Origin of the sequence: Bradyrhizobium sp. SZCCHNRI3052, from assembly GCF_032484895.1 — a bacterium.
GTDB lineage: Bacteria > Pseudomonadota > Alphaproteobacteria > Rhizobiales > Xanthobacteraceae > Bradyrhizobium.
In genome coordinates this window covers 215894-237398 of sequence record NZ_JAUETW010000005.1, presented here as the reverse complement: position 1 = coordinate 237398, position 21505 = coordinate 215894, and the positions used below count along the sequence as shown (strand labels likewise).

The following is a 21505-nucleotide window of genomic DNA, read 5'->3' as shown; positions in this document are numbered from 1 at the left end:
GCACGCCACAACAAACCATGGAAAAGCCCGCCGGATTCCACATCGGCGGTTTGTGTGTGGCCGCCATCCGCCCTAAACAGGTAAACAACTGGTTAAGACAGTGAGACGCGGCGGAGTCGGATGGTGGGTCGAGCCAAAGAATTTGGCGTCGGCAAGATGCGTGTGCGAAGGATCGGCCTCGGCCTGACCCTCGCGGGCAGCCTTGTCGTCGTGTGCTCGCCTGCGCGCGCCGAGGATCTCGCCGCCGCGCTCGCGAAAGCCTATCAGACCAATCCGGCGCTGAATGCGGAGCGCGCGCGCCAGCGCGCCACCGACGAGAACGTGCCGCAGGCGCTCGCCGGCTATCGTCCGCAACTGATCGCGAGCCTCGGCGCCGGCCTGCAGGCGGTGCGCAATCTGCTGCCCAACAACACGATCCAGACCGCGACATTGAAGCCCTGGACCATCGGCGTCACCGTTACGCAGACGCTGTTCAACGGCTTCCGGACCGCCAACAGCGTCCGCATGGCCGAGCTGCAGGTGCAGTCGGGCCGCGAGGCGCTGCGCAATGTCGGCCAGGGCGTGCTGCTCGACGCCGTCACCGCCTACACCAATGTGCTCGCCAACCAGTCGCTGGTCGAGGCACAGCGCTCCAACGTCGCCTTCCTGCGCGAGACGCTCTCGGTCACGCAGCGCCGTCTCAATGCCGGCGACGTCACGCCGACCGACGCCTCGCAGGCCGAGGCGCGGCTGTCGCGCGGGCTGTCCGATCTCAACGCCGCCGAGGTCAACCTCGCCATCAGCCAGGCGACCTATGCCCAGGTCATCGGCATGGCGCCGGGCCAGCTTCGCGCGGCCGACCCGATCGATCGCCTGCTGCCGCGCAGCCGCGAGGACGCGATTGCGCTCGGCAACAAGGAAAATCCGGCCGTGGCTGCGGCGAGCTTCGACGTCGACGTGGCCTCGACCTCGATCAAGGTCGCCGAGGGCGCGCTGCTGCCGAGCGTGACCCTGCAGGGCGGTGTCAGCCGCAGCCGCGATTCGGATCAGACGCTGGGTACCTTCGGCACCGACCAGGCCTCGATCGTCGGCAGCATCACCGCGCCGATCTATGACGGCGGCACGGCGGCGTCGCAGACCCGCCAGAGCAAGGAGCTCGCGGCGCAGAGCCGCCTCGTGCTCGACCAGGTCCGCAACCAGGCGCGAACTGCGGTGGTCAGCGCCTGGGTTGCCAACGAGGGTGCCAAGGTCGCCGTCAGCGCCTCCGAGGCCGAGGTGAAGGCCGCCACCATCGCGCTGCAAGGCGTGTCGCGCGAGGCCCAGGGCGGCCAGCGCACCACCGTCGACGTGCTCAACTCGCAGGCCGATCTGATCCAGGCCAAGGCACGGCTGATCGGCGCGCAGCGCGACCGCGTCATCGCCTCCTATACGCTGCTCAGCGCGATCGGCCGGCTCGACGTCAAGAACCTCAATCTGAATACGCCGGACTATCTGCCCGAGGTGCACTACCACCAGGTGCGCGACGCCTGGCACGGCCTGCGCACGCCCTCCGGACAGTAGTGCGAGCGGTCATCGCTCAAGGCCGACGACCTTGCTTTGCCGATATTGCCGGATAGTCTGAGGCACGACCGACTCCGGGGCTGTCATGACGGCATTGCGTTACCTGTTGCTTGTTCTCGTTCTCATCAGTTCAGGCAGCACCGCCGCGCTGGCGGACAAGCGCGTCGCGCTGATCATCGGCAACTCCGCCTACAAGACTGTCGCCAGGCTATCGAACCCGGCCAACGATGCGAAGCTCGTCGGCGACATGTTCCGCAACGCCGGCTTCGAGCGCGTCGACGTCAGGCTCGATCTCGGCGTGCAGGAGATGCGCCGGGCCTTGCGCGAGTTCGGGGCGCGGGCGCGCGAGGCCGAGGTCGCGGTGATCTACTACGCCGGCCACGGCATCGAGCTCGACGGCACCAACTATCTGATCCCGACCGATGCCGCGCTGGAGGCGGACAGCGACGTTCTCGACGAGGCGATCGCGCTGGAGCGCGTGCTGTTCGCGATCGAGCCGGCCAAGCAGTTGCGCCTCGTCGTGCTCGACGCCTGCCGCGACAATCCGTTCGCCAAGACGATGAAGCGCAGCGTCGCCTCGCGCAGCATCGGACGCGGCCTCGCCAAGGTCGAGCCATCGAGCCCGAACACGATGATCGCATTCTCGGCCAAGGCCGGGTCGACCGCCGCCGACGGCGACGCCAGCAACAGCCCGTTCGCAACGGCGCTGGTGGCGCATCTGCCAAAGCCCGGCCTCGATCTGCGCCGCGCGTTCGGCTTCGTCCGCGACGACGTACTGAAGGCGACCGGCTATCGCCAGGAGCCCTATGTCTACGGATCGCTCGGCGGCAACGACGTGGCGCTGGTGCCGGTCGTGCAAGCTCCGAGCGCGGCGGCCGATTCCGACGCAGCGATGCGGCGCGACTACGAGCTCGCCGAGCGCATCGGCAGCGAGGCGGCGTTCGATGCCTTCATCGAGAAGTATCCAAGCGGATTCTACGCCGCGCTCGCCAGGGCGCAGCGCGCCAAGCTCGCGCCGGCGGCAGCCAACGTCGCCGCGCCCGCCACGACCGACGTCACGCGCAGCCCGCCCGAAGCGTCAGGGCAACGGGCGGACAAGCCGCCCGCGGCGTCCGAGCCAGCCAAGCCCGCGATGGTCGCGACGTTGCCGCCGCCCGCGGACAAGGTCGCGCCGCCGAACCTGGCACGCGAGCTTGCCGGCGAGCTGCGGCGCATCGGCTGCAGCACCGCCGACAGCGACGGCACCTGGGACATCAACGCGCGCCGGGCGCTGGAGCGCTTCAACAAGCAGGCCGGCACCCGGTTCGATACCAAGCTCGCCAGCCTCGACGCGCTCGACGCCGTCAAGGCGAAGACGGCCCGTGTCTGCCCGCTGCTCTGCCCCAAAGGCCAGCGCGCCGACGGCGAGAGCTGCGTCGCCATCGCCTGCCCCGCCGGTCAGGCGCGCGACGGGGATGGCGATTGCGTGAGGCGCAAGGACGAGCCGATCGCGAAGAAGCCGGACGAGGCGCTCAGGCACGACGAGCCGGCGCGCAAGAAGGAGCCACCGGTGGCGGCGCGCTCCGAGCCGGAGCCGAAGCGCGTCAGCGGCGGCGGCCGCTGCACCAGCATCAGCCAGCGCTGCGCGATCGAGATCGGCGGCCGCTGCAATCCCGCCACCGGCCATTGGGAATACGGCCGCAACGGCGCCGGCGGCAACACGATGTCGTTCAACAATTGCATCGGCCGGATGATGGCCGGGCGGCGGTGAGCCGCGTCAGGCAATCACCAAACCGGCAGTTGCCGGATCGAGCCGCCGCACGTCGCGCAGCCGCGGATTGCCCTGCGTCTCGCCCGAGCTTACGCTGCCCGGATGAACGGTGGTCGACATGTCTCAACGGGAGCGAGAGTTTTGCAATCAGGCGCTCGCCTATCTGAAGCGCGCGCTTCCGAAGGACGAATCGGATCCGGCGAAGATCGAGCTTTCTCTTGAGGACTCGCCGGTTCTGACCGATCTGAACAATGGGCTGATGGCTGCCTACCTCGTCGACGCGGCTGATCGCTACCAATACGTTCAGAACGGGCATCTGGCCCGCGCTGATCTTACACAAGCCGAGCTGCACCGCCTGGGCGTTGCGAACCTGTTGGCCCTGTTCGAACGGCGATCGCTCCGGATCGAAGCTTTCGGAAACTGCTTCGCGGTCCTGTGCGGCGGCGATTTCGAGGCATCCGCCTTGCTGATTGATACGTTCTGGGACGAAGGGCTGGCTGCTCTCGCCCCAAACGGCTTCATCGCAGCCGCCCCATGTCGCGACATCCTCGCGTTCTGCGACGCTGCGAATCCGTACGGTCTGGAGGAACTGCGTCAGCTCATCGAGCGAGCGCGCAATGCCGACCACCCCATCTCATCAGCGCTCTATCGGCGGAGTGCGGCAGCATGGGAGCTATATCTCGATTGACCGCTCGGCCGGACGCGGCAGGCACAAGGAAGGGACACATGCTGTTCATGGTGATCGAACGTTTCAAGGACCGCGATCCGATTCCGGTCTACCGCCGCGTGCGCGATCCCGGCATCACGTTTCCCGAAGGGCTCAAATATCTCGGCAGCTGGATCGAGCCGAACTTCGACCGCTGCTTCCAGCTGATGGAATGCGACGACGCCCGCCTGCTGCAGCAATGGGTTCTCGCCAACGCCCGCGACACCGGCATGACCTTCGAGATCGTGCCGGTGGTGACCAGCGCGGAGACGCGCGAGGTGGTGGCGCCCTTTTTGGATGAGAATCCACTCGCGGGCGGACGATGCTCGACATCCTGACGCAGGTGCTCGCCGCATGCATCGTCTCCTACGCGATCGCTGTTCTAATGCCGTCGTGGCGGGCGTTGCTCGTGGCGACGCTGATCGTCGTGCTGCTGACTGCGTTCGACGGGATACGGCATTGGTGGTCGCCAGCGTCGGATCGTTGTCACAGCACCTGTACACTCAACGATCTGCTCGCCATTCCGCTGCTGCCGATTGCGAGAGCAGGCTTCTTGACCGGAGCAGCGATCCGCGCACTGACCTTCCTTCCGCATGCCCAAAGACTGTCGTCGCGGGCGATCATCATGATCTTGGTTGCCGGAGGGCCCATCGCCATCGCAATCGTCTTGTTCGCGCCGGATGTTGTTTTCTGGCACCCGCCCCGGCTGGGCTAGGCTCAGTCGATCGACACGGCCCTGCCCGAATTCGCTACCCCTCGAACGAAAACAGCTCGATCGGGTCGCTGAAGCCGCGTACCGGAAATTCGCCGACGCGCTCCAGCGCGAACGGGCCCTCGACGAGCTCGGCAAACGCACGCGACATCAGCACGGGACGGCCGACCTGCTTGGTCAGCGCCTCCATGCGCGAGGCCATGTTGACCGCGGGTCCGATCACCGTGAAATCCAGACGTGTCTGCGAGCCGATGTTGCCGTACATCACGTCACCGACATGGATGCCGATGCCGTAGCGGAGCGGCGCCCGGCCGCTCTCGGCGTTGCGTGCGTTCAGCTCCGCCATCGCCTGCCTGGCGCCAGTCACGGCATGCAGCAGGTTGGCACAGGCTGCGGGCTCGGTGAGCGGAAAGATCGCGAGCAGGCCGTCGCCGATGAACTTCAGGATCTCGCCGCCGTGCTGCGTGATCGGTTCCACCATCGCGTCGAAATAGCCGTTGAGCAGATCGATGACATCGTCGCGCGGCCAGTTGTCGGAGATCCTGGTGAAGTCTCTGAGGTCGCAGATCATGATCGCCGCGCGCACCGTCGTGCCGCTGCCGCGCCGCGTCGCTCCCGCCAGGACCATCTCGGCCGCATGCGGCCCGACATAGGTCTCCAGCAACGTCCGCGCCAGGCGGTTCTTGATGCGAATCTCGCTCACCAGCGCCAGCACCGGCAGCAGCCGCTGCAGCGCGTCGATGTCGGCCTGGTCGAAGCCACCGTGGCGATCGGTCGCGAACGTCACGAAATGCCGCTTGCCGAGCGTGTGATACATCGGCCAGGCGACGTAGTCGGTCAGGCCCTGCGCCCGCATCTCGTCATAGATCGCATGCTGACGGCCGAGCCTGGGATCGCGCGCCAGATCTTCGCGAATCTCCTCGGCACCGCCGTAGATTTCGGCGCCGGGGCTGCCGATGAATTCGGACCGCTCGCGGACGTCGTAGTCGATGCGGGCGATCTCGGCCCCTTGCATGCCGTCGCTCCACAGCATCCGGGCGCCGAGCCATTGCGGATGGTTGATCTGAACGTGCAGCGAGGCGCGCTTGAGCGGAATGCCGGCGCGCTGCAGCCGGATGCACATCTGCGCGAAGATGTTGTCGATGAAGCGCTCGTCGCGGGTGCCGTTGGTGAGCCAGTCCACGACCTCGTCGCCCAGGCGCTGGCCAGGGGCGAGATGGACGTCTGTTGCGGTCATGGCGATCTCCTGGCGGCTCGGCGTCGCGGTCCAGGAGATGTCGTGCCGCAATGCGAAAGAGTCAATCGACGTCATCGCATCGCGGCCCACCCGGATGGGCAGGATGCGCCGGCTCCTCATCGGTTCGGTGAGCCGGGCGCGCCTCGCGCGATGGGGCGGATGCTGCACACCCGCCCCATCGGCTCACATCACAGGATCAGAAGTGCACCACCGTCCGCAGGCCGAGAACCACCGCATTGCCGGTTTTGACACCGGCGCCATTGAAGCCCCGCCCGCCCGGATTGATGACATACTGGGCGTCGAACTTCAGGTTCATCCAGCCGGTCGCCTGCCAGCCATACCAGGCCTCGATCGGCACCTCGTTGCCGCCCGCATTCGGCGTCAGCGCCGCCGAGTTGACATGCGTGGTGCCGACCGCGAAGCCGACCTCGTCGTCGGGACGGAACGAGAAGGTGCCGGTGTGCTTGACGCCCCAGGAGATCTGGTAGTCCTGATACGCGGTGCGGTGATCGGCGACGCTGGTGTTGAGGAAGGTGTACCAGCCCTGCGCCTTGGGACCCTCGACCGTCAACCGCTGCAGGATCGATTCGTAGAAGCCGTAGCGGCCGCGCTGGCTGCTGAGGTTCTGATCGCCGACGCCGGGGCCGCCGGCATACACGCCGGTGATGCCGGGCAGACCGCCGTCGATGGTCGAGGCGCTGTCATACCAGCCGCCGACGCGCCAGGTGCCGTTGAGCGGACCGCTCGGTTCATACACCACCTCGACCGGCACCAAGACGCCTGCGGCCGGATTCGAGCGCGGAATGCCCGGCGCGAGATAGACGCCCGCGTCCGACGTCGTCAGATAGTTCGGATTGGCGTCGTAGACGCCGACCGACAGCTTCCATTCCTTGGTGAAGTTGTAGTGCACGACGCCGGCCCACTGGCTCACCGGCCAGTTGTAGATGTAGCCGCCCTGGATGTTGCCCGGCTGGCCGCCGCAGAAGGTCAGGTTGATGAACTCGCACTGGCCGAAGAAGAAGTCGGAGCCGACCGGCAGCCGGCCGCCCTTGAGCACGAGGCGGTCGTCGAACAGCTTCTGCTGATAGTAGAACTCGGTGAGGCGCAGGATGTTGCCGCGGCCGAACACCTCGTTGGTCAGCTGCAGCGCCGGAATGCCGGCCTCGCTGTTGAGATTCTTGCCGAAGCGATCGACCAGCGTCACGCCGATCATGCCGCCCTGGATGCCGGCGAGCTTGGCCATGTCGAACTTGGCCTCGAACCACAATTGCCCGGCATTGGCCGCGGTGTTGCGCGAGCCACCCGACAGATTGGTGACGGCTTCGTCGCCGAGCGTGAGCGCGAGCGAGATGCCCTGCTCCTTCAGCCTGGTCCGGCCGAGATCGCCGAACAGATACGGCCGCGTCCAGAAATCATCGACACCCGCATAGGGAATCGGCGGCGCCTTCATCGGCAGATCGGCCGCGACCGCACCACCGCCACCCAACAAACAAGACAAAGCAACCCCTACGCCGCACATGCGCGCGGTCGTCGCAAACCCACTCATTTTTCCTGCTCCTCGCAGCGTCCCCAGGCTCTGGATGTTGTTCTGTCGCGCCCGGCCCAGAGCCTCCGTCCCGGCACGCGCTTCCCCACGGCTCAATCCCCGGCCGCCGCCCATTCGAGGGGCGATTTCGTCAACCTGAGATTGGATGGCAATCCTAGCAAGCGCCGAGGCGCCTTTGAATAGTCATATTATATTTGGGAGTCGGTATAACCGTAACTGTGACATGAGCGTCACATGCCGCATTGCGGAATAAGGCTTACGTCAATTCCACCCGGCGACTCCTGAAGAGCCAATTCCAAGAGCGATCAGATCTGCGCGCGGGCACGCGCGATCCATCCGCGAGCAGGACATCAATCCGGCCGCCGAAATAGCGTTCGGAGTTCATCTCAGCTCCAGGCTCCATCACCTGCGCCGCGGCACGCGTCGCATGCATCACGCCCGCACCGCGCTTCGGAAGGCCGCCACGAGGGCATCGAGCGCCGCGCGCGCTCGGCCGTCCCTGACCCGCGTGTGCAGCACGACCGGCAGCCGGGGCAGCTCCGGCAATCCGAGCCTTGCGCCGACATCGACCGCGCCCGATGGCAGCATGCGCGGCGCGAGTGCGGCAACGCCGAGCCCGGCCGTGACGGCCGCGACAACCGCTGCAACGCCGCCGCCGACGAAGATTTCGGCCCAGGACACGCCGGCCGCATCGAGATGCTGCGCAGCCATCGCGCGCACGCCGCACGGCTCGGCCATGGTCGCGACCGGCAACGGCTCGCCCGCGCGCGGCTCCCAATCCGGGCCAGCGAACCAGCCGAACTTCTCCTCGGCCACGAGGTCGCCATCGCTGCGTCCGGCATGCAGGCGGACGATCACCGCCTCGAGCTCGCGCCGGTCGTAGCTCTGCAGCAGGTCGGCCGACGATCCAATGCGGATCTCGACCACGAGATGCGGATCATGGTCGTTCATGCGCGCGATCAGCGCCGGCAGCTCTGGCCCGGCGACATGGTCGCTGATGCCGATGATCAGACGCTGCCGCACACCGGCGAACACCGCGAGCGCGCGGTCGTGCGCTGCCAGCAGCTGACGGGCAGGATCGAGGAAGACCCTGCCTCGCTCCGAGAGCTGCACATGACGCGGCGTGCGCTCGATCAGCCGGCACCCCAGCCGGTTCTCGAGCCGCCGCAGCTTCAGGCTGATCGCGGCCTGGGTCGTCTGCATCGCCTCGGCGGCGCGGGTGAAGCTGCCGAGCTCGGCGATGCGGACGAAGGCCTGGACCTCGTCCAGGTCGAGCGGATGTTCGGTCATTTCCAGCCATTATGACTGATATCTCGATCCCCAGCATACCCGAACCGCACCGCCGCATCTAACCTCTCAGCCGACATCACGGATGAAAGGACCAGGGATGCCGCTGCTTCACATCTCGCTGCGCGCGGGCAAGCCGGAGGCCTACCGGCAGGCGATCTTCGACAGCCTCTACCGGGCGATGCGCGAGGCGCTCGACGTGCCTGAGGACGATCAGTTCATGACCATCACCGAGCACGATCCAGCAAACTTCCGCTATGGCAACGCCTTCGGCGTCAACCGCAGCGACGATCTCGTCTACATCCAGATCACCGTCTTCAACACCCGCACCCCGGAGCAGAAGAAGGCGCTGTTCCGACGCATCGCCGACCTGCTCGGGGACAGCCCCGGCATCCGGCCGGACGACCTGTTCGTGACCATCCTCGATGCCGCCAAGGAGAACTGGTCGGTCGGCCACGGCCTCGCGCAATTTGCGTGAGGCGATCGGTGGCGGGCGGCTCGCCTGGAAGCACGATGTCTGTGCGCGTCATTGCGAGCGCAGCGACACAATCCAGAATCCTTCGGAGAGACAGTTTGGATTGCTTCGCTGCGCTCGCAATGACAAGGAGAGAGCGCATCGTACGTCCTAGCGAGGCTGCGCATCTTGAATGAAGGCATTCCACTCATCGCGAACGGCGCCCCGAAGCAGACCAGGAGGGATCGCGCCTACCTTCTCTGGCGCAAGATGACTGGGCGGTGGGCTGCATGTCTCGATCAAGAAATTGACGGCGTCGCCTCCTGTCTCAACCCCAGCGGCTTTGGCCGTCGGTGCATACGTGCGGACGCAGGCTTTGAGGTTAGAGACCACTTGACGCAGTCTGTCGTTCTCAGCCCGTGCTGATACTAACAGCGCAGCGGCAACAAGCAGCAATGCAATTGCCGTTCTCAAGGCATCGATCCCCATGACATCCAGCCCATCAGAATTGCATCGGCAGTTGTGCGGTTTAAGTGTGTAAACACCAGTTACGCGTCAGCCGAGGGTCAGCCAGCTTCGGAGAAAAAAACTGCCTTGTGGCGTCACTGCCAGCTTACTTCCAGTTGCACCCTGATAGCGTAAACTTCCGCCGCGGACCGAAAGGCCCGAGACGGGCCAGAAGCGCCCTTGGTCTCCGGGTGAAGTCGAGGCATGATCCGGCCGTGAGGAACGCGTCGGACTTGCACTTGTCCTTGTGGAAACAGGCGCTCGGCGCCGTGCCGGATCATGTCTGGGATCGGACGAACCTGCAATCGCTCGTGCTGGCCGACAATCGCCTGGTGGAGCTCTCGGACAGGGTCGGCGAGCTGCGCGCCCTGAGAACGCTGGACCTGGGCCATAACCTGTTGCGGCAGATTCCGGCTGCGCTAGGCGAACTCGTCGGCCTGAGCGACTTCCTGTACTTGCATGACAACGCGCTGAAAGAGCTTCCGCCGTCGTTGGGGCGACTTACCCGGCTGCGCTACCTCAACATCCGTGCAAACGAATTCGAGAGGCTGCCCGACGCGGTTACCGAGATGTCGGGACTTCTCGAACTTCGCGTGACCGACAACCGCCTGACGACTCTGCCGACGACCATTTCCAAGCTGACGCGGCTGCGTGAGCTGCATCTCAGGAACAACAGCTTGACCCATTTGCCGGAAGAGATCGGTTCAATGGTGGAGCTGCGGCAGATCGACTTGAGAGGGAACCCTGTCGCCGCATTGCCGGAAGCGCTGCTCAAGCTTCCACGCCTCGAAAAGCTCGATCTGCGCTGGGTGACGACGATTTCCCACCCGGACTGGTTCGCTGAGCTCAAGGAGCGAGGTTGCGCGATTTACCTGTAACGCTTGCGTTTGCAACGTCCGCAACGGTCACAAGCCGCCGTCTCGAACGTTTGAGCGCCAGGGCCATTGTGCCGCAGACGGCCGCCGACTTGCTGCGCCGGGCGAGTCGGAGCGATCGGGCCAAATTCGGTCGTGACCTGTCGTCGTTGATTTGCCCGACGAGCAGCGTCCCGGCCGTTCATGCAACGAAATTGGTCTCGGCCACCCCAAATCGGCCTTCGCCGGAACGGCGCATTTCATCAGCAGCCTCAACGCCATCGCCCGTTTCAAGAGCTTCGCGCAAAAATAAATAACTTCCGAAAATCAGCAAGTCATGCCTATTCTCCCCTTGTTCCGGTCCGGATGAGGGGCGTACGCGTCGTCACGAAACGTTGGGCCGGCAATGCGGTGGACGTGAGGGCATCAGCGCGCTTCATGCGCGGACGAACGATGCGCTCGCGGACGTGAAGTCGCGTGGTCCTGACACCCCGAAGCTGGTGTCCCCGCGGCGGCGAGCGAGACGCGCGTCGTCGCGCACGGTGGCCAACAAGCCCGGTGCACCGAGGAGATCGCGTATAAGCGTTAAAACCGCCGCGCAGGGAATGCCGGATGAACCGGCTTTGCCTGTGGTACCTGCCGCCTGCATTTTTTCAGCAGGCGGGCCATGGGTGAGGCCCTCACCCGGCATTCCCTGCGCCCTCATCACTATCGAGGGCGGACGTCTTCCGCATCTCCTGGGTGCAATCGCGCCGCGGGATGGTGCGCGCGCCCGGCTGTTTGACTCGTTGGAAGATGGAATGAGACGCGCGCCTGCTCTGCGCCTGCCTTCGCCAACGACGTACGGAATCCGCGCGCCGCCCCTACCCGTCCGTCTGGTCGTCGTGCTCGGCCTGCGACAGCTCGGCGAGGGCGAGGTCGCCGGAATCGGCCATGCGCGCCTTGGCGATGGTCCGGACATGCGCGGCCAGCGCCGGCATGCGCGCGATGAGCGCGTGGAAATCCTGCGCGTCGAGCACCAGCAGCCGGGTCTTGCGCGTCGCCGTCACGGTGCCCGAGCGCTTGGTCCGGTGCAGCAGCGCGATCTCGCCGAAGAACGTGCCGTCGGCGAGCTTGACGCATTGCGTCGGCAGCTCGATCTCGACCTCGCCGGCAGTGATGAAATACATCGAGGAGGCGGCATCGCCGCGCCGCACCAGCACCTCGCCGGATTCGATCGTGCGCGCGCGCAGCAGCCGCATGATGTCGGCGATTTCGGACGCCGAAAGATGCGAGAACAGCGGCACCCGCGCCAGCATGCCCCAGGTGACAACGAAGTCGCGCCGCTTGATCTCCTCGGCGAACGCGGTGGAGATGATCGCGACCGGCAGCGCGATCATGGCGAAGCCCCAGATGATCGCGAACACCGTGATGATGCGGCCGAGCGGCGTCACCGGCACGACGTCGCCATAGCCGACCGTGCCGAGCGTCACGATCGCCCACCACATCGCATGCGGGATGGTGCCGAACTTGTCGGGCTGGACGTCGCGCTCGACCGCATAGAGCAGCGAGGCGAACAGCAGCACCGCGCCGGCCAGGATGACGAGGCAGCCGATCAGGATGCGCCGCTCGGCCTGCACCGCCGACAGCAGCGAGCGCAGCGCCGGCGAATAGCGCACCAGCTTGAGGAACGGCAGCACGATGCACACCGCTTCCAGGCTGCGGTCGCCGAGCACGAGCGCAATCGCCGCCGGCACGAAGGACAGGAGATCGATCAGGCCGAGCGCTGACAAGGCGTAGGCGAGCCGCTCCCGGTGCGGCGACTGGCGCCGCGGCATGTGCCCCGCCACGCTCCAGAGCCGAGCGACATACTCCGCGGCAAACACGATCAGCGAACAGACCTTGATCGCTCGCAGCAATCCGCCAATGGCGGCCGCGATGTCCGGGTCGGAGGCCAGCACCACCGCCAGCACGTCGAGCGTGATGACGAGCACGATGAACTGGACGACGCGCGAGCCGTGCGTGCTCGGCAGATGGTCGTGCTCGAGCAGCTCGTACAGCCGGTCGCGCAGATCGGGATCGCGAACGCTCTCGCCCGGCCCGAGCGTCGGCACGGTCAGCCTGCCTTGCTGATCGCGCTCTCGATCGCGGCCAGCGCAGCCTCCGCCTTGGAGCCGTCGGGACCGCCGGCCTGGGCCATGTCGGGACGGCCGCCGCCGCCCTTGCCGCCGAGCGCCTCGGACGCAGCCCGCACGAGGTCGACCGCATTGAAACGCGAAGTGAGATCGGCGGTGACGCCGACCACGACCCCGGCCTTGCCGTCCTCCGAGGTCGCGACAAGCGCGACCACGCCGGAGCCGAGCTGCTTCTTGGCGTCGTCGGCCAGCGATTTCAGATCCTTCATCTCGATGCCGGTGACCACGCGCCGGAAAAACTTGATGTCTCCGATCAGAGTCGGACCTGTGCGGCCTCGCCCCTCCATGCTATCGGCAGCTTCCCCTGCTGACATGACACCGCTGACCCCGCCACCCATCGCGAGCTTCTTGCGCGCGTCCGACAGCTCGCGCTCGAGCTTCTTGCGCTCCTCCATCAGCGCGGTGATGCGCGCCGGCACGTCCTCGACCGTGGTGCGCAGCTCGGCCGCCGCCGCCTTGGCGAGCGAGAGGTTGTGGTTGGCATGCGCACGGGCGCCGCGCGCCGTCAGCGCCTCGATGCGGCGGACACCGGACGCCACCGCACTCTCCGAGGTGACCGCGATCAGGCCGATGTCGCCGGTGCGCCTGACATGGGTGCCGCCGCACAGCTCGACCGACCAGCCCATGGCGTTATTGCCGTGATCACGCGCGGCGTTGCCCATCGAGACGACGCGGACCTCGTCGCCATATTTCTCGCCGAACAGCGCGCGGGCGCCGGCCTCGCGGGCATCGTCGAGCCCCATCAGGCGGGTCGTGACCTCGGCATTCTCGAGCACGACGTCGTTGGCGATGTCCTCGACGCGGGCGAGCTCATCCGGGGTGATCGGCTTCGGATGGACGAAGTCGAAGCGCAGGCGGTCCGGAGAGACCAGCGAGCCGCGCTGGGCGATGTGGTCGCCGAGCACCTGGCGCAGCGCCTCGTGCAGGATGTGGGTCGCCGAGTGGTTGGCGCGGATCGCCGAGCGCCTGGTGTGGTCGACGTCGAGCTGCAGCGCCGCGCCGAGCTTGAGCGTGCCCTGCTCCACGGTGCCGATGTGCGCGAACAGGTCGCCAGCCTTCTTCTGGGTGTCGGTGATGCGCACGCGGACGCCGTCGCCGGTCATGAGGCCGGTGTCGCCGACCTGGCCGCCGGACTCGCCGTAGAACGGGGTCTGGTTCAGGACGATGACGCCGCTCTCGCCGGCCTTGAGGCTGTCGACCTCGGCACCGTTCTTGACCAGCGCGGTGACCGCGCCTTCGGCGGTCTCGGTCTCATAGCCGAGGAACTCAGTGGCCCCGAGCTTCTCGCGCAGCGGGAACCAGACGGTCTCGGTCGCCGCCTCGCCGCTTCCGGCCCACGCCGCGCGCGCCTTGGCCCGCTGGCGGTCCATGGCATCGGTGAAGGAGGCCTGGTCGACGCTGATGCCGCGCGACTTCAGCGCGTCCTGGGTGAGATCGAGCGGAAAGCCGTAGGTGTCGTACAGGGTGAAGGCGACGTCGCCGTCGAACATGTCGCCCTTCGAGAGCGAGGCCGACTTTTCGTCGAGGATGGCCAGCCCGCGCTCCAGCGTCTTGCGGAAGCGGGTCTCTTCGAGCCGCAGCGTCTCCTTGATCAGCGCCTCGGCGCGGATCAGCTCCGGATAGGCCTGGCCCATCTCGCGCGAGAGCGTGCCGACGAGCTTGTGCATCAGCGGCTCACGGGCGCCGAGCAGCTGGGCGTGGCGCATCGCGCGACGCATGATCCGGCGCAGCACGTAGCCGCGGCCTTCGTTGGACGGCAGCACGCCGTCCGAGATCAGGAACGACGAGGCGCGCAAATGGTCGGCGATGACGCGGAGCGACGCCTTCTGCGGTCCCTGCGGATCGGCATTGGTGAGATCGGCGATGGCGCGGATCAGCGCGACGAACAGGTCGATGTCGTAATTGTCGTGCTTGCCCTGCAGCACGGCGGCGACGCGCTCCAGGCCCGCGCCGGTATCGATCGACGGCTTCGGCAGGGGGTTGCGGACCCCGCCCTCGAGCTGCTCGTACTGCATGAAGACGAGGTTCCAGATCTCGATGAAACGATCGCCATCGGCCTCCGGCGAGCCGGGCGGGCCGCCCCAGATCTTGTCGCCGTGGTCGTAGAAGATCTCCGAGCACGGGCCGCACGGGCCGGTGTCGCCCATCTGCCAGAAATTGTCCGAGCCGGCGATGCGGATGATGCGCGATTCCGGCAGGCCGGCGATCTTCTTCCAGAGCCCGAACGCCTCGTCGTCGTCGATGTAGACCGTGGCGGTCAGCTTGTCCTTCGGGAGGCCGAACTCCTTGGTGACGAGCTTCCAGGCGAGCTCGATGGCGTTCTCCTTGAAATAGTCACCGAAGGAGAAGTTGCCGAGCATCTCGAAGAAGGTGTGGTGCCGGGCGGTGTAGCCGACATTGTCGAGATCGTTGTGCTTGCCGCCGGCGCGCACGCATTTCTGCGACGTGGTGGCGCGGTTGTAGGGCCGCTTCTCGACGCCGGTGAAGACGTTCTTGAACTGCACCATGCCGGCGTTCGTGAACATCAGGGTCGGGTCGTTGCGCGGCACGAGCGGCGAGGACGGCACGATCTCATGGCCGTTCGCAGCGAAGAAATTGAGGAAGGTCGACCTGATCTCGTTGACGCCGCTCATAGCAATCCAATCGAAGAAGTCCGGGAATTCGGCGGCAATGCTTTTAGACAAGGCGACTTCGCGTGTCCAGAAACTGTGCAGAAACATCATGGGCTTGCTGCACGGCTCCTAAAGCTGGTTGAAAGCCGCCGTGACGCGTTGACAGCTTGCGCGGGCTGGTGTTTGGTCCCGGACATAGACGACAGTCGCGTCGGGAGAGACTGGCCTTTGAGGTTCTGGTTGAACGTCAAGGGTCGGCGCCGAAGGAGCAACCGCCCCGGAAACTCTCAGGCAAAAGGACCCTCGCGACTGATACTGCATCTGGAAAGAGACGCTTGTCCGGTTTTGACCGGGACGCGTCCGCCGACGGGATAATACTCTCAGGCACAGCGACAGATGGGGCTTCGGTGGCGTTTTTCGGGACTGGTCCCGAGGAACCGCGCGAGGACCCCTGATCGATGGCTGAACCGGCTGCCCCCCCTTTTTTGAAGCGAACGCCGCTCCATGCGCTGCATGTCAGCCTTGGCGGCAAGATGGTGCCCTTCGCGGGCTATGAGATGCCGGTGCAGTACGCGCCCGGCGTGCTCAAGGAACACCTCCATACCCGCAGCGCGGCTGGCCTGTTCGACGTCTCCCACATGGGCCAGGTCGCGCTGGTGCCGAAATCCGGCAAAGTCGCCGACGCCGCAGCGGCGCTGGAGCGGCTGGTGCCGCAGGACGTCATCGGCATCCCGGCAGGCCGGCAGCGCTATGCCCAGTTCACCAATGCCGAGGGCGGCATTCTCGATGACCTGATGGTGGCGAATTTCGGCGAGCACCTGGTGCTGGTGGTCAACGCCGCCTGCAAGGACGCCGACATCGAGCTGCTGCGCGACGGGCTGTCCGACGTCTGCGAGGTGCAGCCGCTGACCGACCGGGCACTCCTGGCGTTGCAGGGGCCGAAGGCCGCGAGCGTGCTGGCGAAATTCTGCGCTGATGCCGAGGGCATGCGTTTCATGGATTCCGGCCCGCGCACGGTCGACGGGCTCGCCTGCTACGTCTCGCGCTCCGGCTACACCGGCGAGGACGGCTACGAGATCTCCGTTCCCGCCGACAAGGCCGAGCAGCTCGCCGAAGCGCTGCTGTCGGACAAGGACGTGCTGCCGATCGGGCTGGGCGCCCGCGACAGCCTGCGGCTCGAGGCTGGGCTCTGTCTCTATGGCCACGACATCGACACGGCGACGACCCCGGTCGAGGCCGCTCTGGAGTGGTCGGTGCAGAAGGTCCGCCGCAGCGGCGGCGCGCGCGCCGGCGGCTTCCCGGGCGCTGACAAGATCCTTGCCCAGTTCGATGGCGGTGCGACACGCCGCCGCGTCGGCCTGAGGCCCGAGGGCCGCGCGCCGGTGCGCGAGGGAGCTGCGCTGTTCGCGTCGGCCGATTCAGCCGAGCCGGTCGGCCAGGTCACCTCTGGTGGCTTCGGCCCGACGCTGAATGCTCCGGTCGCGATGGGTTACGTGCCGACCACTCTCTCCGCGCTCGACACCCTGTTGTTCGCCGATGTGCGCGGCCAACGCCTGCCGCTGCGCGTCGCCGCCATGCCCTTCGTTCCCAACACCTACAAGCGCTGAAGGACGTCCATGACCACGCTCTACACCTCCGACCATGAATGGCTCAGCATCGATGGCGACACAGCCACCATTGGCATCACCGACTATGCGCAGGCCCAGCTCGGCGACGTCGTGTTCGTGGAGCTGCCGCAGGTCGGCCGCGCGCTGAAGAAGTCGGAAGCCGCCGCGGTGGTCGAATCGGTCAAGGCCGCTTCCGACGTCTACGCGCCGATCACCGGCGAGGTGGTCGAGGTCAACCAGGCGATCGTCGACGAGCCTGCGCTCGTCAACACCGACGCCGGCGGCAAGGCCTGGTTCTTCAAGCTCAAGATCGCCGACCGGGCCGAGCTCGGCGGCCTGATGGATGAGGCCGCCTACAAGGCGCATACGGCGTGATGGCCCGCCGGGCCACCACAACCTGCGTCATGCCCCGCGCAGGCGGGGCATCCAGTAATCACCAGCGGCAGCGGTCGAACAGAGACGCCTCGGCGTACTGGATCGTCCGCTTTCGCGGACGATGACACCAACTTTGGATCTTCCAGCGAGGCCCTCATGACCACGCCGCTCAAGCCGCTCGATGATGCCGCCACCAGCTTCGCCCGCCGCCATATCGGCCCCTCGCCGCGCGACGTCGCGGCGATGCTGGAGACCGTGGGCGCCAAGAGCGTGTCGGAACTGATGGCGCAGACGCTGCCCGGCACGATCCGGCAGACGGCGCCGCTCACCCTGGAGCCGGCGCTGAGCGAGCCCGAAGCGTTGTCACACATGCGCGCACTCGCCGCGCGGAATCAGGTCTTCACCTCGCTGATCGGCCAAGGCTATTCCGGCACGCTCATGCCGGCGGTGATCCAGCGCAACATCCTGGAGAACCCGGCTTGGTACACGGCCTACACACCCTATCAGCCGGAGATCAGCCAGGGCCGGCTGGAGGCGCTATTCAACTTCCAGACCATGATCTGCGATCTCACCGGGCTCGACGTCGCCAACGCCTCGCTGCTCGACGAGGCCACGGCGGCGGCGGAAGCGATGGCTCTGGCCGAGCGTTCGGCGCGGGCGAAGACCAAGGCATTCTTCGTCGATCGGAACGTGCATCCGCAGACGCTGGCGGTGCTGCGCACCCGCGCGGAGCCGCTCGGCTGGCAGCTGATCGTCGGCGACCCCGCCGAGGATCTGGACGGCACCGAGGTGTTCGGCGGCCTGCTGCAATATCCGGATACGACGGGCGCGCTGCGCGATCCGCGCGCCGCGATTGCCAAGCTGCATGACAAGGGCGCGCTCGCCATCCTCGCCGCCGACCTGCTGGCGGTGACCGTGATTGCCTCGCCGGGGGAACTCGGCGCCGACATCGCGATCGGCTCGGCGCAGCGCTTCGGCGTGCCGATGGGCTATGGCGGACCGCATGCGGCCTACATGGCGGTGCGCGATGCGCTGAAGCGGTCGCTGCCCGGCCGCATCGTCGGCCTGTCCGTCGATTCACGCGGGGCTCCCGCCTATCGGCTGGCGCTGCAGACCCGCGAGCAGCACATCCGCCGCGAGAAGGCGACCTCGAACATCTGCACGGCGCAGGTGCTGCTGGCGGTGATTGCCGCGATGTACGCGGTCTATCATGGCCCGGACGGGCTGAAGGCGATCGCCCGCACCGCGCATCGGCGGACCGCGGTGCTGGCTGCAGGGCTGCGCAAGCTCGGCTTTGCGCCGGAAAGCGAGACCTTCTTCGACACGGTCACCGTCGAGGCCGGCGCCAAGTCCGAGTCGATCATCGCCCGCGCGGAAGGCGAGCGGATCAATCTCGGGCGCGACGGCAGCAGGCTGCGGATGGCGCTCGATGAGACCACGACGGCCGATGTCGTCGAAGCCGTCTGGCGCGCTTTCGGCGGCGAGCTCTCCTACACGACGATCGAGGCGGAAGCGCGCGAGGCTCTGCCGGCCGAGCTCAAGCGGCAGCGGCCGTTCCTGACCCATCCGGTGTTCCACGCGCATCGCTCCGAGACCGAGATGCTGCGCTATCTGCGCAAGCTCGCGGACCGCGACCTCGCGCTCGATCGCGCGATGATTCCGCTCGGCTCCTGCACGATGAAGCTGAACGCGACGACCGAGATGATTCCACTGACGTGGCCGGAATTCGCCAGCCTGCACCCGTTCGTGCCGCGCGCGCAGGCCGCCGGCTATCATACGATGTTCGCCGATCTGACCGACTGGTTGTGCCGGATCTCCGGCTATGACGCGGTGTCGCTGCAGCCGAACTCGGGCGCGCAGGGCGAATATGCCGGCCTCCTGGCGATCCGCGGCTACTACGCCGCCCGCGGCGAGGGCCATCGCACCATCTGCCTGATTCCTTCCTCCGCCCACGGCACCAACCCGGCCTCCGCGCACATGGCCGGCATGGAGGTGGTCGTGGTCGGCTGCGATGCAGGCGGCAATGTCGATCTGGCCGATCTCAAGGCCAAGGCGGAAGCGCATAGCGCCAAGCTCGCCGCCATCATGATCACCTATCCCTCGACGCATGGCGTGTTCGAGGAGCACATCCGCGACATCTGCGACATCGTCCATGCCCACGGCGGACAGGTCTATCTCGACGGCGCCAACCTCAATGCGCAGGTCGGCCTCTCCAGACCCGGCGATTACGGCGCCGATGTCAGCCATTTCAACCTGCACAAGACCTTCTGCATTCCGCATGGCGGCGGCGGCCCGGGCATGGGCCCGATCGGCGTGAAGGCGCATCTGGCGCCCTTCCTGCCCGGTCACCCCGCGACCGACGGCGCGAGCGCGCATCCGATCGGGCCGGTCTCGGCCGCCCCCTACGGCTCGGCCTCGATCCTGACCATCTCCTACATCTACATGCTGCTGATGGGCGGCGACGGCCTGACCCGCGCCACCGAGATTGCGATCCTCAACGCCAACTACGTCGCGGCGCGGCTCGATGCGCATTTTCCGGTGCTCTACCGCAACGAGCGCGGCCGCGTCGCGCATGAATGCATCATCGACCCGCGGCCGCTCAAGCAGAGCAGCGGCGTCACCGTCGACGACATCGCCAAGCGGCTGATCGACTACGGCTTCCACGCGCCGACCATGAGCTTCCCGGTGGCGGGCACCTTGATGATCGAGCCGACGGAATCGGAGTCCAAGGCGGAGCTCGACCGCTTCTGCGACGCCATGATCGCGATCCGGAAGGAGATCGCCGAGGTCGAACAGGGCCGCTTCGGAATCGAGGCCTCGCCGCTGCGCCACGCGCCGCACACGGTGCACGACATCGCCGACGACGATTGGAACAGGGCCTACCGGCGCAGCGAGGGCTGCTTCCCCGCGGGCACCTCGCGCACCGACAAGTACTGGTGTCCGGTCGGCCGCGTCGACAACGTCTACGGCGACCGCAATCTGGTGTGCTCATGCCCGCCGGTGGCGGACTACGCCCAGGCGGCGGAGTAAGCCTCCTCACGCATGTTCCAGTGGATCGGGCGCCACGGCTCGCGACAATCAATGACGTGAGGCGTGCCGGGATCCGGAGCGATGAGCACCGCATGCCAACGCCAGAGATTGGCGTTGATCAATTCGGTGCCGCCCCACCAGCGCCGGATCGGATTATGGCTGCTGAAATCCTCCTCGCCGGCCAGGATCGCCTTGCCGAGCGGCGTCAGCGACAGCGTGCTCGCCTTGTAGCGCTCGAGGCGTTCACGGCTGTCGTGCATCTCGACCGAGAACGGCCGTTCGGCGAGGCCCGAAATTGCCGGCGCCGGCGCCAGTGCCAGACCGTCGAGCAACGCGCCTCCCTCCCAATAGTCATAGACGCGGCGTTGAAAGCGATCCCGATGATGCGGCAACAGGTCGAATGGGTGCTGATAGCCGGCTGACAGCAATTCGAGGATTCTCAGCTCCGATGCTCCCAGGCCCGTCGCAACACCAGGAAGCTCATCGAGCATCTCCTGCACGCAGCGGCGAAGCTGCGGCAGTGCACTGAGATCCTGCTTCAACAGATCGAACCAGGCTTGCGGCGTGGGCGCCCGAAACGCCTGCCATGCCAGATGGCCCAAATCGAGATGCTCACGCGCAAGCTCTACGCCGGCAATGGCCCGACCGGCGAGTCGCCCGGCCGGGGCATCGGATAGCGGGACATCGACATGCCGCAATACGATCTTCGTCGCGATCTCCGCGTGATGGCGCAGATAGTCCAAGAGCCAGATCAGCACCAACTGGTCGTTCGGACGGGTCCCCATCCACAGCTCGACGCTATCGCAACGGTCGACAAGTTCGAGAAAACTCTGACTCCGCCCGCCGACCGCCATGAAGTCGCCACGCGAGGCGAAATCCAACCAATGCCCGCGCTTCGGTCGCGCGGTGCGCTGGACGAGATAAGCCGATAACTCGGCATCTGATGGCAACGGTCCCCATACGAAACGATGGAGAATTGGCACCACCAGGTCGGCAAAGCCGCCTCTCCGAAGCGCTCCGGCGCTGGGATCATCGGCCGCTAGAATCAAACGCGTCATGCTGTTGGCTCCGGCACGACCTGATTGGCTCAAGACGCTATCAACACGCTCGCGATC

17 protein-coding genes and 1 riboswitch are annotated in these 21505 nt (G+C 66.5%); of the genes, 10 read left to right on the top strand and 7 right to left on the bottom strand.

The window, feature by feature from the left end; translation table 11 throughout:
* Positions 1 to 120 precede the first annotated feature (120 nt).
* From QW887_RS16900 to QW887_RS16880, 5 genes are all read left to right on the top strand, one after another.
* Positions 121 to 1539, top strand: a complete 1419-nt coding sequence (locus QW887_RS16900) for a TolC family outer membrane protein (RefSeq protein WP_315753100.1) — start codon at positions 121 to 123, stop codon at positions 1537 to 1539.
* An 85-nt stretch (positions 1540 to 1624) separates the two neighbouring features.
* Positions 1625 to 3289, top strand: coding sequence for a caspase family protein (locus tag QW887_RS16895; RefSeq protein ID WP_316194711.1), 1665 nt, complete (start codon positions 1625 to 1627; stop codon positions 3287 to 3289).
* A gap of 109 nt (positions 3290 to 3398) precedes the next feature.
* Positions 3399 to 3977: a hypothetical protein gene (locus QW887_RS16890; protein WP_316175889.1), complete on the top strand. Its 579-nt coding sequence runs from the start codon at positions 3399 to 3401 to the stop codon at positions 3975 to 3977.
* A 38-nt stretch (positions 3978 to 4015) separates the two neighbouring features.
* Entirely contained in the window at positions 4016 to 4333 is a 318-nt protein-coding gene (locus QW887_RS16885; protein WP_315828238.1) for a DUF3303 domain-containing protein, read from the top strand.
* Positions 4318 to 4710, top strand: coding sequence for a hypothetical protein (locus QW887_RS16880; RefSeq protein WP_315716076.1), 393 nt, complete (start codon positions 4318 to 4320; stop codon positions 4708 to 4710). The genes QW887_RS16885 and QW887_RS16880 overlap by 16 nt, the downstream gene beginning before the upstream one ends.
* A gap of 34 nt (positions 4711 to 4744) precedes the next feature.
* On the opposite strand, the gene QW887_RS16875 is transcribed toward QW887_RS16880, so the two are convergent.
* The 3 genes from QW887_RS16875 to QW887_RS16865 form a co-directional block, all read right to left on the bottom strand.
* Positions 4745 to 5944, bottom strand: a complete 1200-nt coding sequence (locus QW887_RS16875; RefSeq protein ID WP_315753104.1) for an adenylate/guanylate cyclase domain-containing protein — start codon at positions 5942 to 5944, stop codon at positions 4745 to 4747.
* Positions 5945 to 6140: 196 nt separating this feature from the next.
* On the bottom strand, positions 6141 to 7490 hold the full coding sequence (locus QW887_RS16870; RefSeq protein ID WP_315828237.1) for a carbohydrate porin: 1350 nt from the start codon (positions 7488 to 7490) through the stop codon (positions 6141 to 6143).
* A 432-nt stretch (positions 7491 to 7922) separates the two neighbouring features.
* A complete protein-coding gene (locus QW887_RS16865) occupies positions 7923 to 8780 on the bottom strand; it encodes a LysR family transcriptional regulator (protein ID WP_315716073.1) in 858 nt (285 codons plus the stop codon).
* Between the two features lie 97 nt (positions 8781 to 8877).
* Between QW887_RS16865 and QW887_RS16860 the strand changes: the two genes are divergently transcribed.
* Both QW887_RS16860 and QW887_RS16855 read left to right on the top strand, forming a co-directional pair.
* Positions 8878 to 9255: a tautomerase family protein gene (locus QW887_RS16860; RefSeq protein WP_316175887.1), complete on the top strand. Its 378-nt coding sequence runs from the start codon at positions 8878 to 8880 to the stop codon at positions 9253 to 9255.
* Between the two features lie 722 nt (positions 9256 to 9977).
* A complete protein-coding gene (locus QW887_RS16855; protein WP_316175756.1) occupies positions 9978 to 10616 on the top strand; it encodes a leucine-rich repeat domain-containing protein in 639 nt (212 codons plus the stop codon).
* Positions 10617 to 10794: 178 nt separating this feature from the next.
* Here the strand turns inward: QW887_RS16855 and QW887_RS16850 are convergent, their stop codons facing one another.
* The 3 genes from QW887_RS16850 to alaS all read right to left on the bottom strand — a co-directional run bounded on the left by QW887_RS16850 (position 10795) and on the right by alaS (position 15399).
* Entirely contained in the window at positions 10795 to 10926 is a 132-nt protein-coding gene (locus QW887_RS16850; RefSeq protein WP_316175757.1) for a hypothetical protein, read from the bottom strand.
* A gap of 529 nt (positions 10927 to 11455) precedes the next feature.
* On the bottom strand, positions 11456 to 12685 hold the full coding sequence (locus QW887_RS16845; RefSeq protein WP_315753106.1) for a cyclic nucleotide-gated ion channel: 1230 nt from the start codon (positions 12683 to 12685) through the stop codon (positions 11456 to 11458).
* 2 nt (positions 12686 to 12687) lie between these two features.
* The gene (gene alaS / locus QW887_RS16840) at positions 12688 to 15399 is read right to left on the bottom strand and encodes an alanine--tRNA ligase (protein ID WP_316175802.1); all 2712 of its coding nucleotides are present in this window, start codon (positions 15397 to 15399) and stop codon (positions 12688 to 12690) included.
* Between the two features lie 181 nt (positions 15400 to 15580).
* A riboswitch (glycine riboswitch) is annotated at positions 15581 to 15691 on the top strand.
* A 145-nt stretch (positions 15692 to 15836) separates the two neighbouring features.
* On the opposite strand from alaS, the gene gcvT reads away from it, so the two are divergent.
* From gcvT to gcvP, 3 genes are all read left to right on the top strand, one after another.
* A complete protein-coding gene (gcvT, locus tag QW887_RS16835) occupies positions 15837 to 16985 on the top strand; it encodes a glycine cleavage system aminomethyltransferase GcvT (protein ID WP_316194710.1) in 1149 nt (382 codons plus the stop codon).
* 9 nt (positions 16986 to 16994) lie between these two features.
* Positions 16995 to 17360 carry a glycine cleavage system protein GcvH gene (gene gcvH / locus QW887_RS16830; RefSeq protein WP_315804256.1) on the top strand — a complete coding sequence of 122 codons (366 nt, stop codon included), beginning with the start codon at positions 16995 to 16997 and terminating at the stop codon, positions 17358 to 17360.
* A 156-nt stretch (positions 17361 to 17516) separates the two neighbouring features.
* Positions 17517 to 20390, top strand: a complete 2874-nt coding sequence (gene gcvP / locus QW887_RS16825) for an aminomethyl-transferring glycine dehydrogenase (protein ID WP_316194709.1) — start codon at positions 17517 to 17519, stop codon at positions 20388 to 20390.
* Here the strand turns inward: gcvP and QW887_RS16820 are convergent.
* Positions 20369 to 21481 carry a DUF1835 domain-containing protein gene (locus tag QW887_RS16820; protein ID WP_316194708.1) on the bottom strand — a complete coding sequence of 371 codons (1113 nt, stop codon included), beginning with the start codon at positions 21479 to 21481 and terminating at the stop codon, positions 20369 to 20371. The genes gcvP and QW887_RS16820 overlap by 22 nt on opposite strands.
* Positions 21482 to 21505: the final 24 nt, after the last annotated feature.

Coding starts and splice junctions, on each gene's coding strand:
- QW887_RS16900 (WP_315753100.1), top strand. CDS start 121: ATGGTGGGTCGAGCCAAAGAATTTGGCGTCGGCAAGATGCGTGTGCGA.
- QW887_RS16895 (WP_316194711.1), top strand. CDS start 1,625: ATGACGGCATTGCGTTACCTGTTGCTTGTTCTCGTTCTCATCAGTTCA.
- QW887_RS16885 (WP_315828238.1), top strand. CDS start 4,016: ATGCTGTTCATGGTGATCGAACGTTTCAAGGACCGCGATCCGATTCCG.
- QW887_RS16880 (WP_315716076.1), top strand. CDS start 4,318: ATGCTCGACATCCTGACGCAGGTGCTCGCCGCATGCATCGTCTCCTAC.
- QW887_RS16875 (WP_315753104.1), bottom strand. CDS start 5,944: ATGACCGCAACAGACGTCCATCTCGCCCCTGGCCAGCGCCTGGGCGAC.
- QW887_RS16870 (WP_315828237.1), bottom strand. CDS start 7,490: ATGAGTGGGTTTGCGACGACCGCGCGCATGTGCGGCGTAGGGGTTGCT.
- QW887_RS16865 (WP_315716073.1), bottom strand. CDS start 8,780: ATGACCGAACATCCGCTCGACCTGGACGAGGTCCAGGCCTTCGTCCGC.
- QW887_RS16860 (WP_316175887.1), top strand. CDS start 8,878: ATGCCGCTGCTTCACATCTCGCTGCGCGCGGGCAAGCCGGAGGCCTAC.
- alaS (WP_316175802.1), bottom strand. CDS start 15,399: ATGAGCGGCGTCAACGAGATCAGGTCGACCTTCCTCAATTTCTTCGCT.
- gcvT (WP_316194710.1), top strand. CDS start 15,837: ATGGCTGAACCGGCTGCCCCCCCTTTTTTGAAGCGAACGCCGCTCCAT.
- gcvH (WP_315804256.1), top strand. CDS start 16,995: ATGACCACGCTCTACACCTCCGACCATGAATGGCTCAGCATCGATGGC.
- gcvP (WP_316194709.1), top strand. CDS start 17,517: ATGACCACGCCGCTCAAGCCGCTCGATGATGCCGCCACCAGCTTCGCC.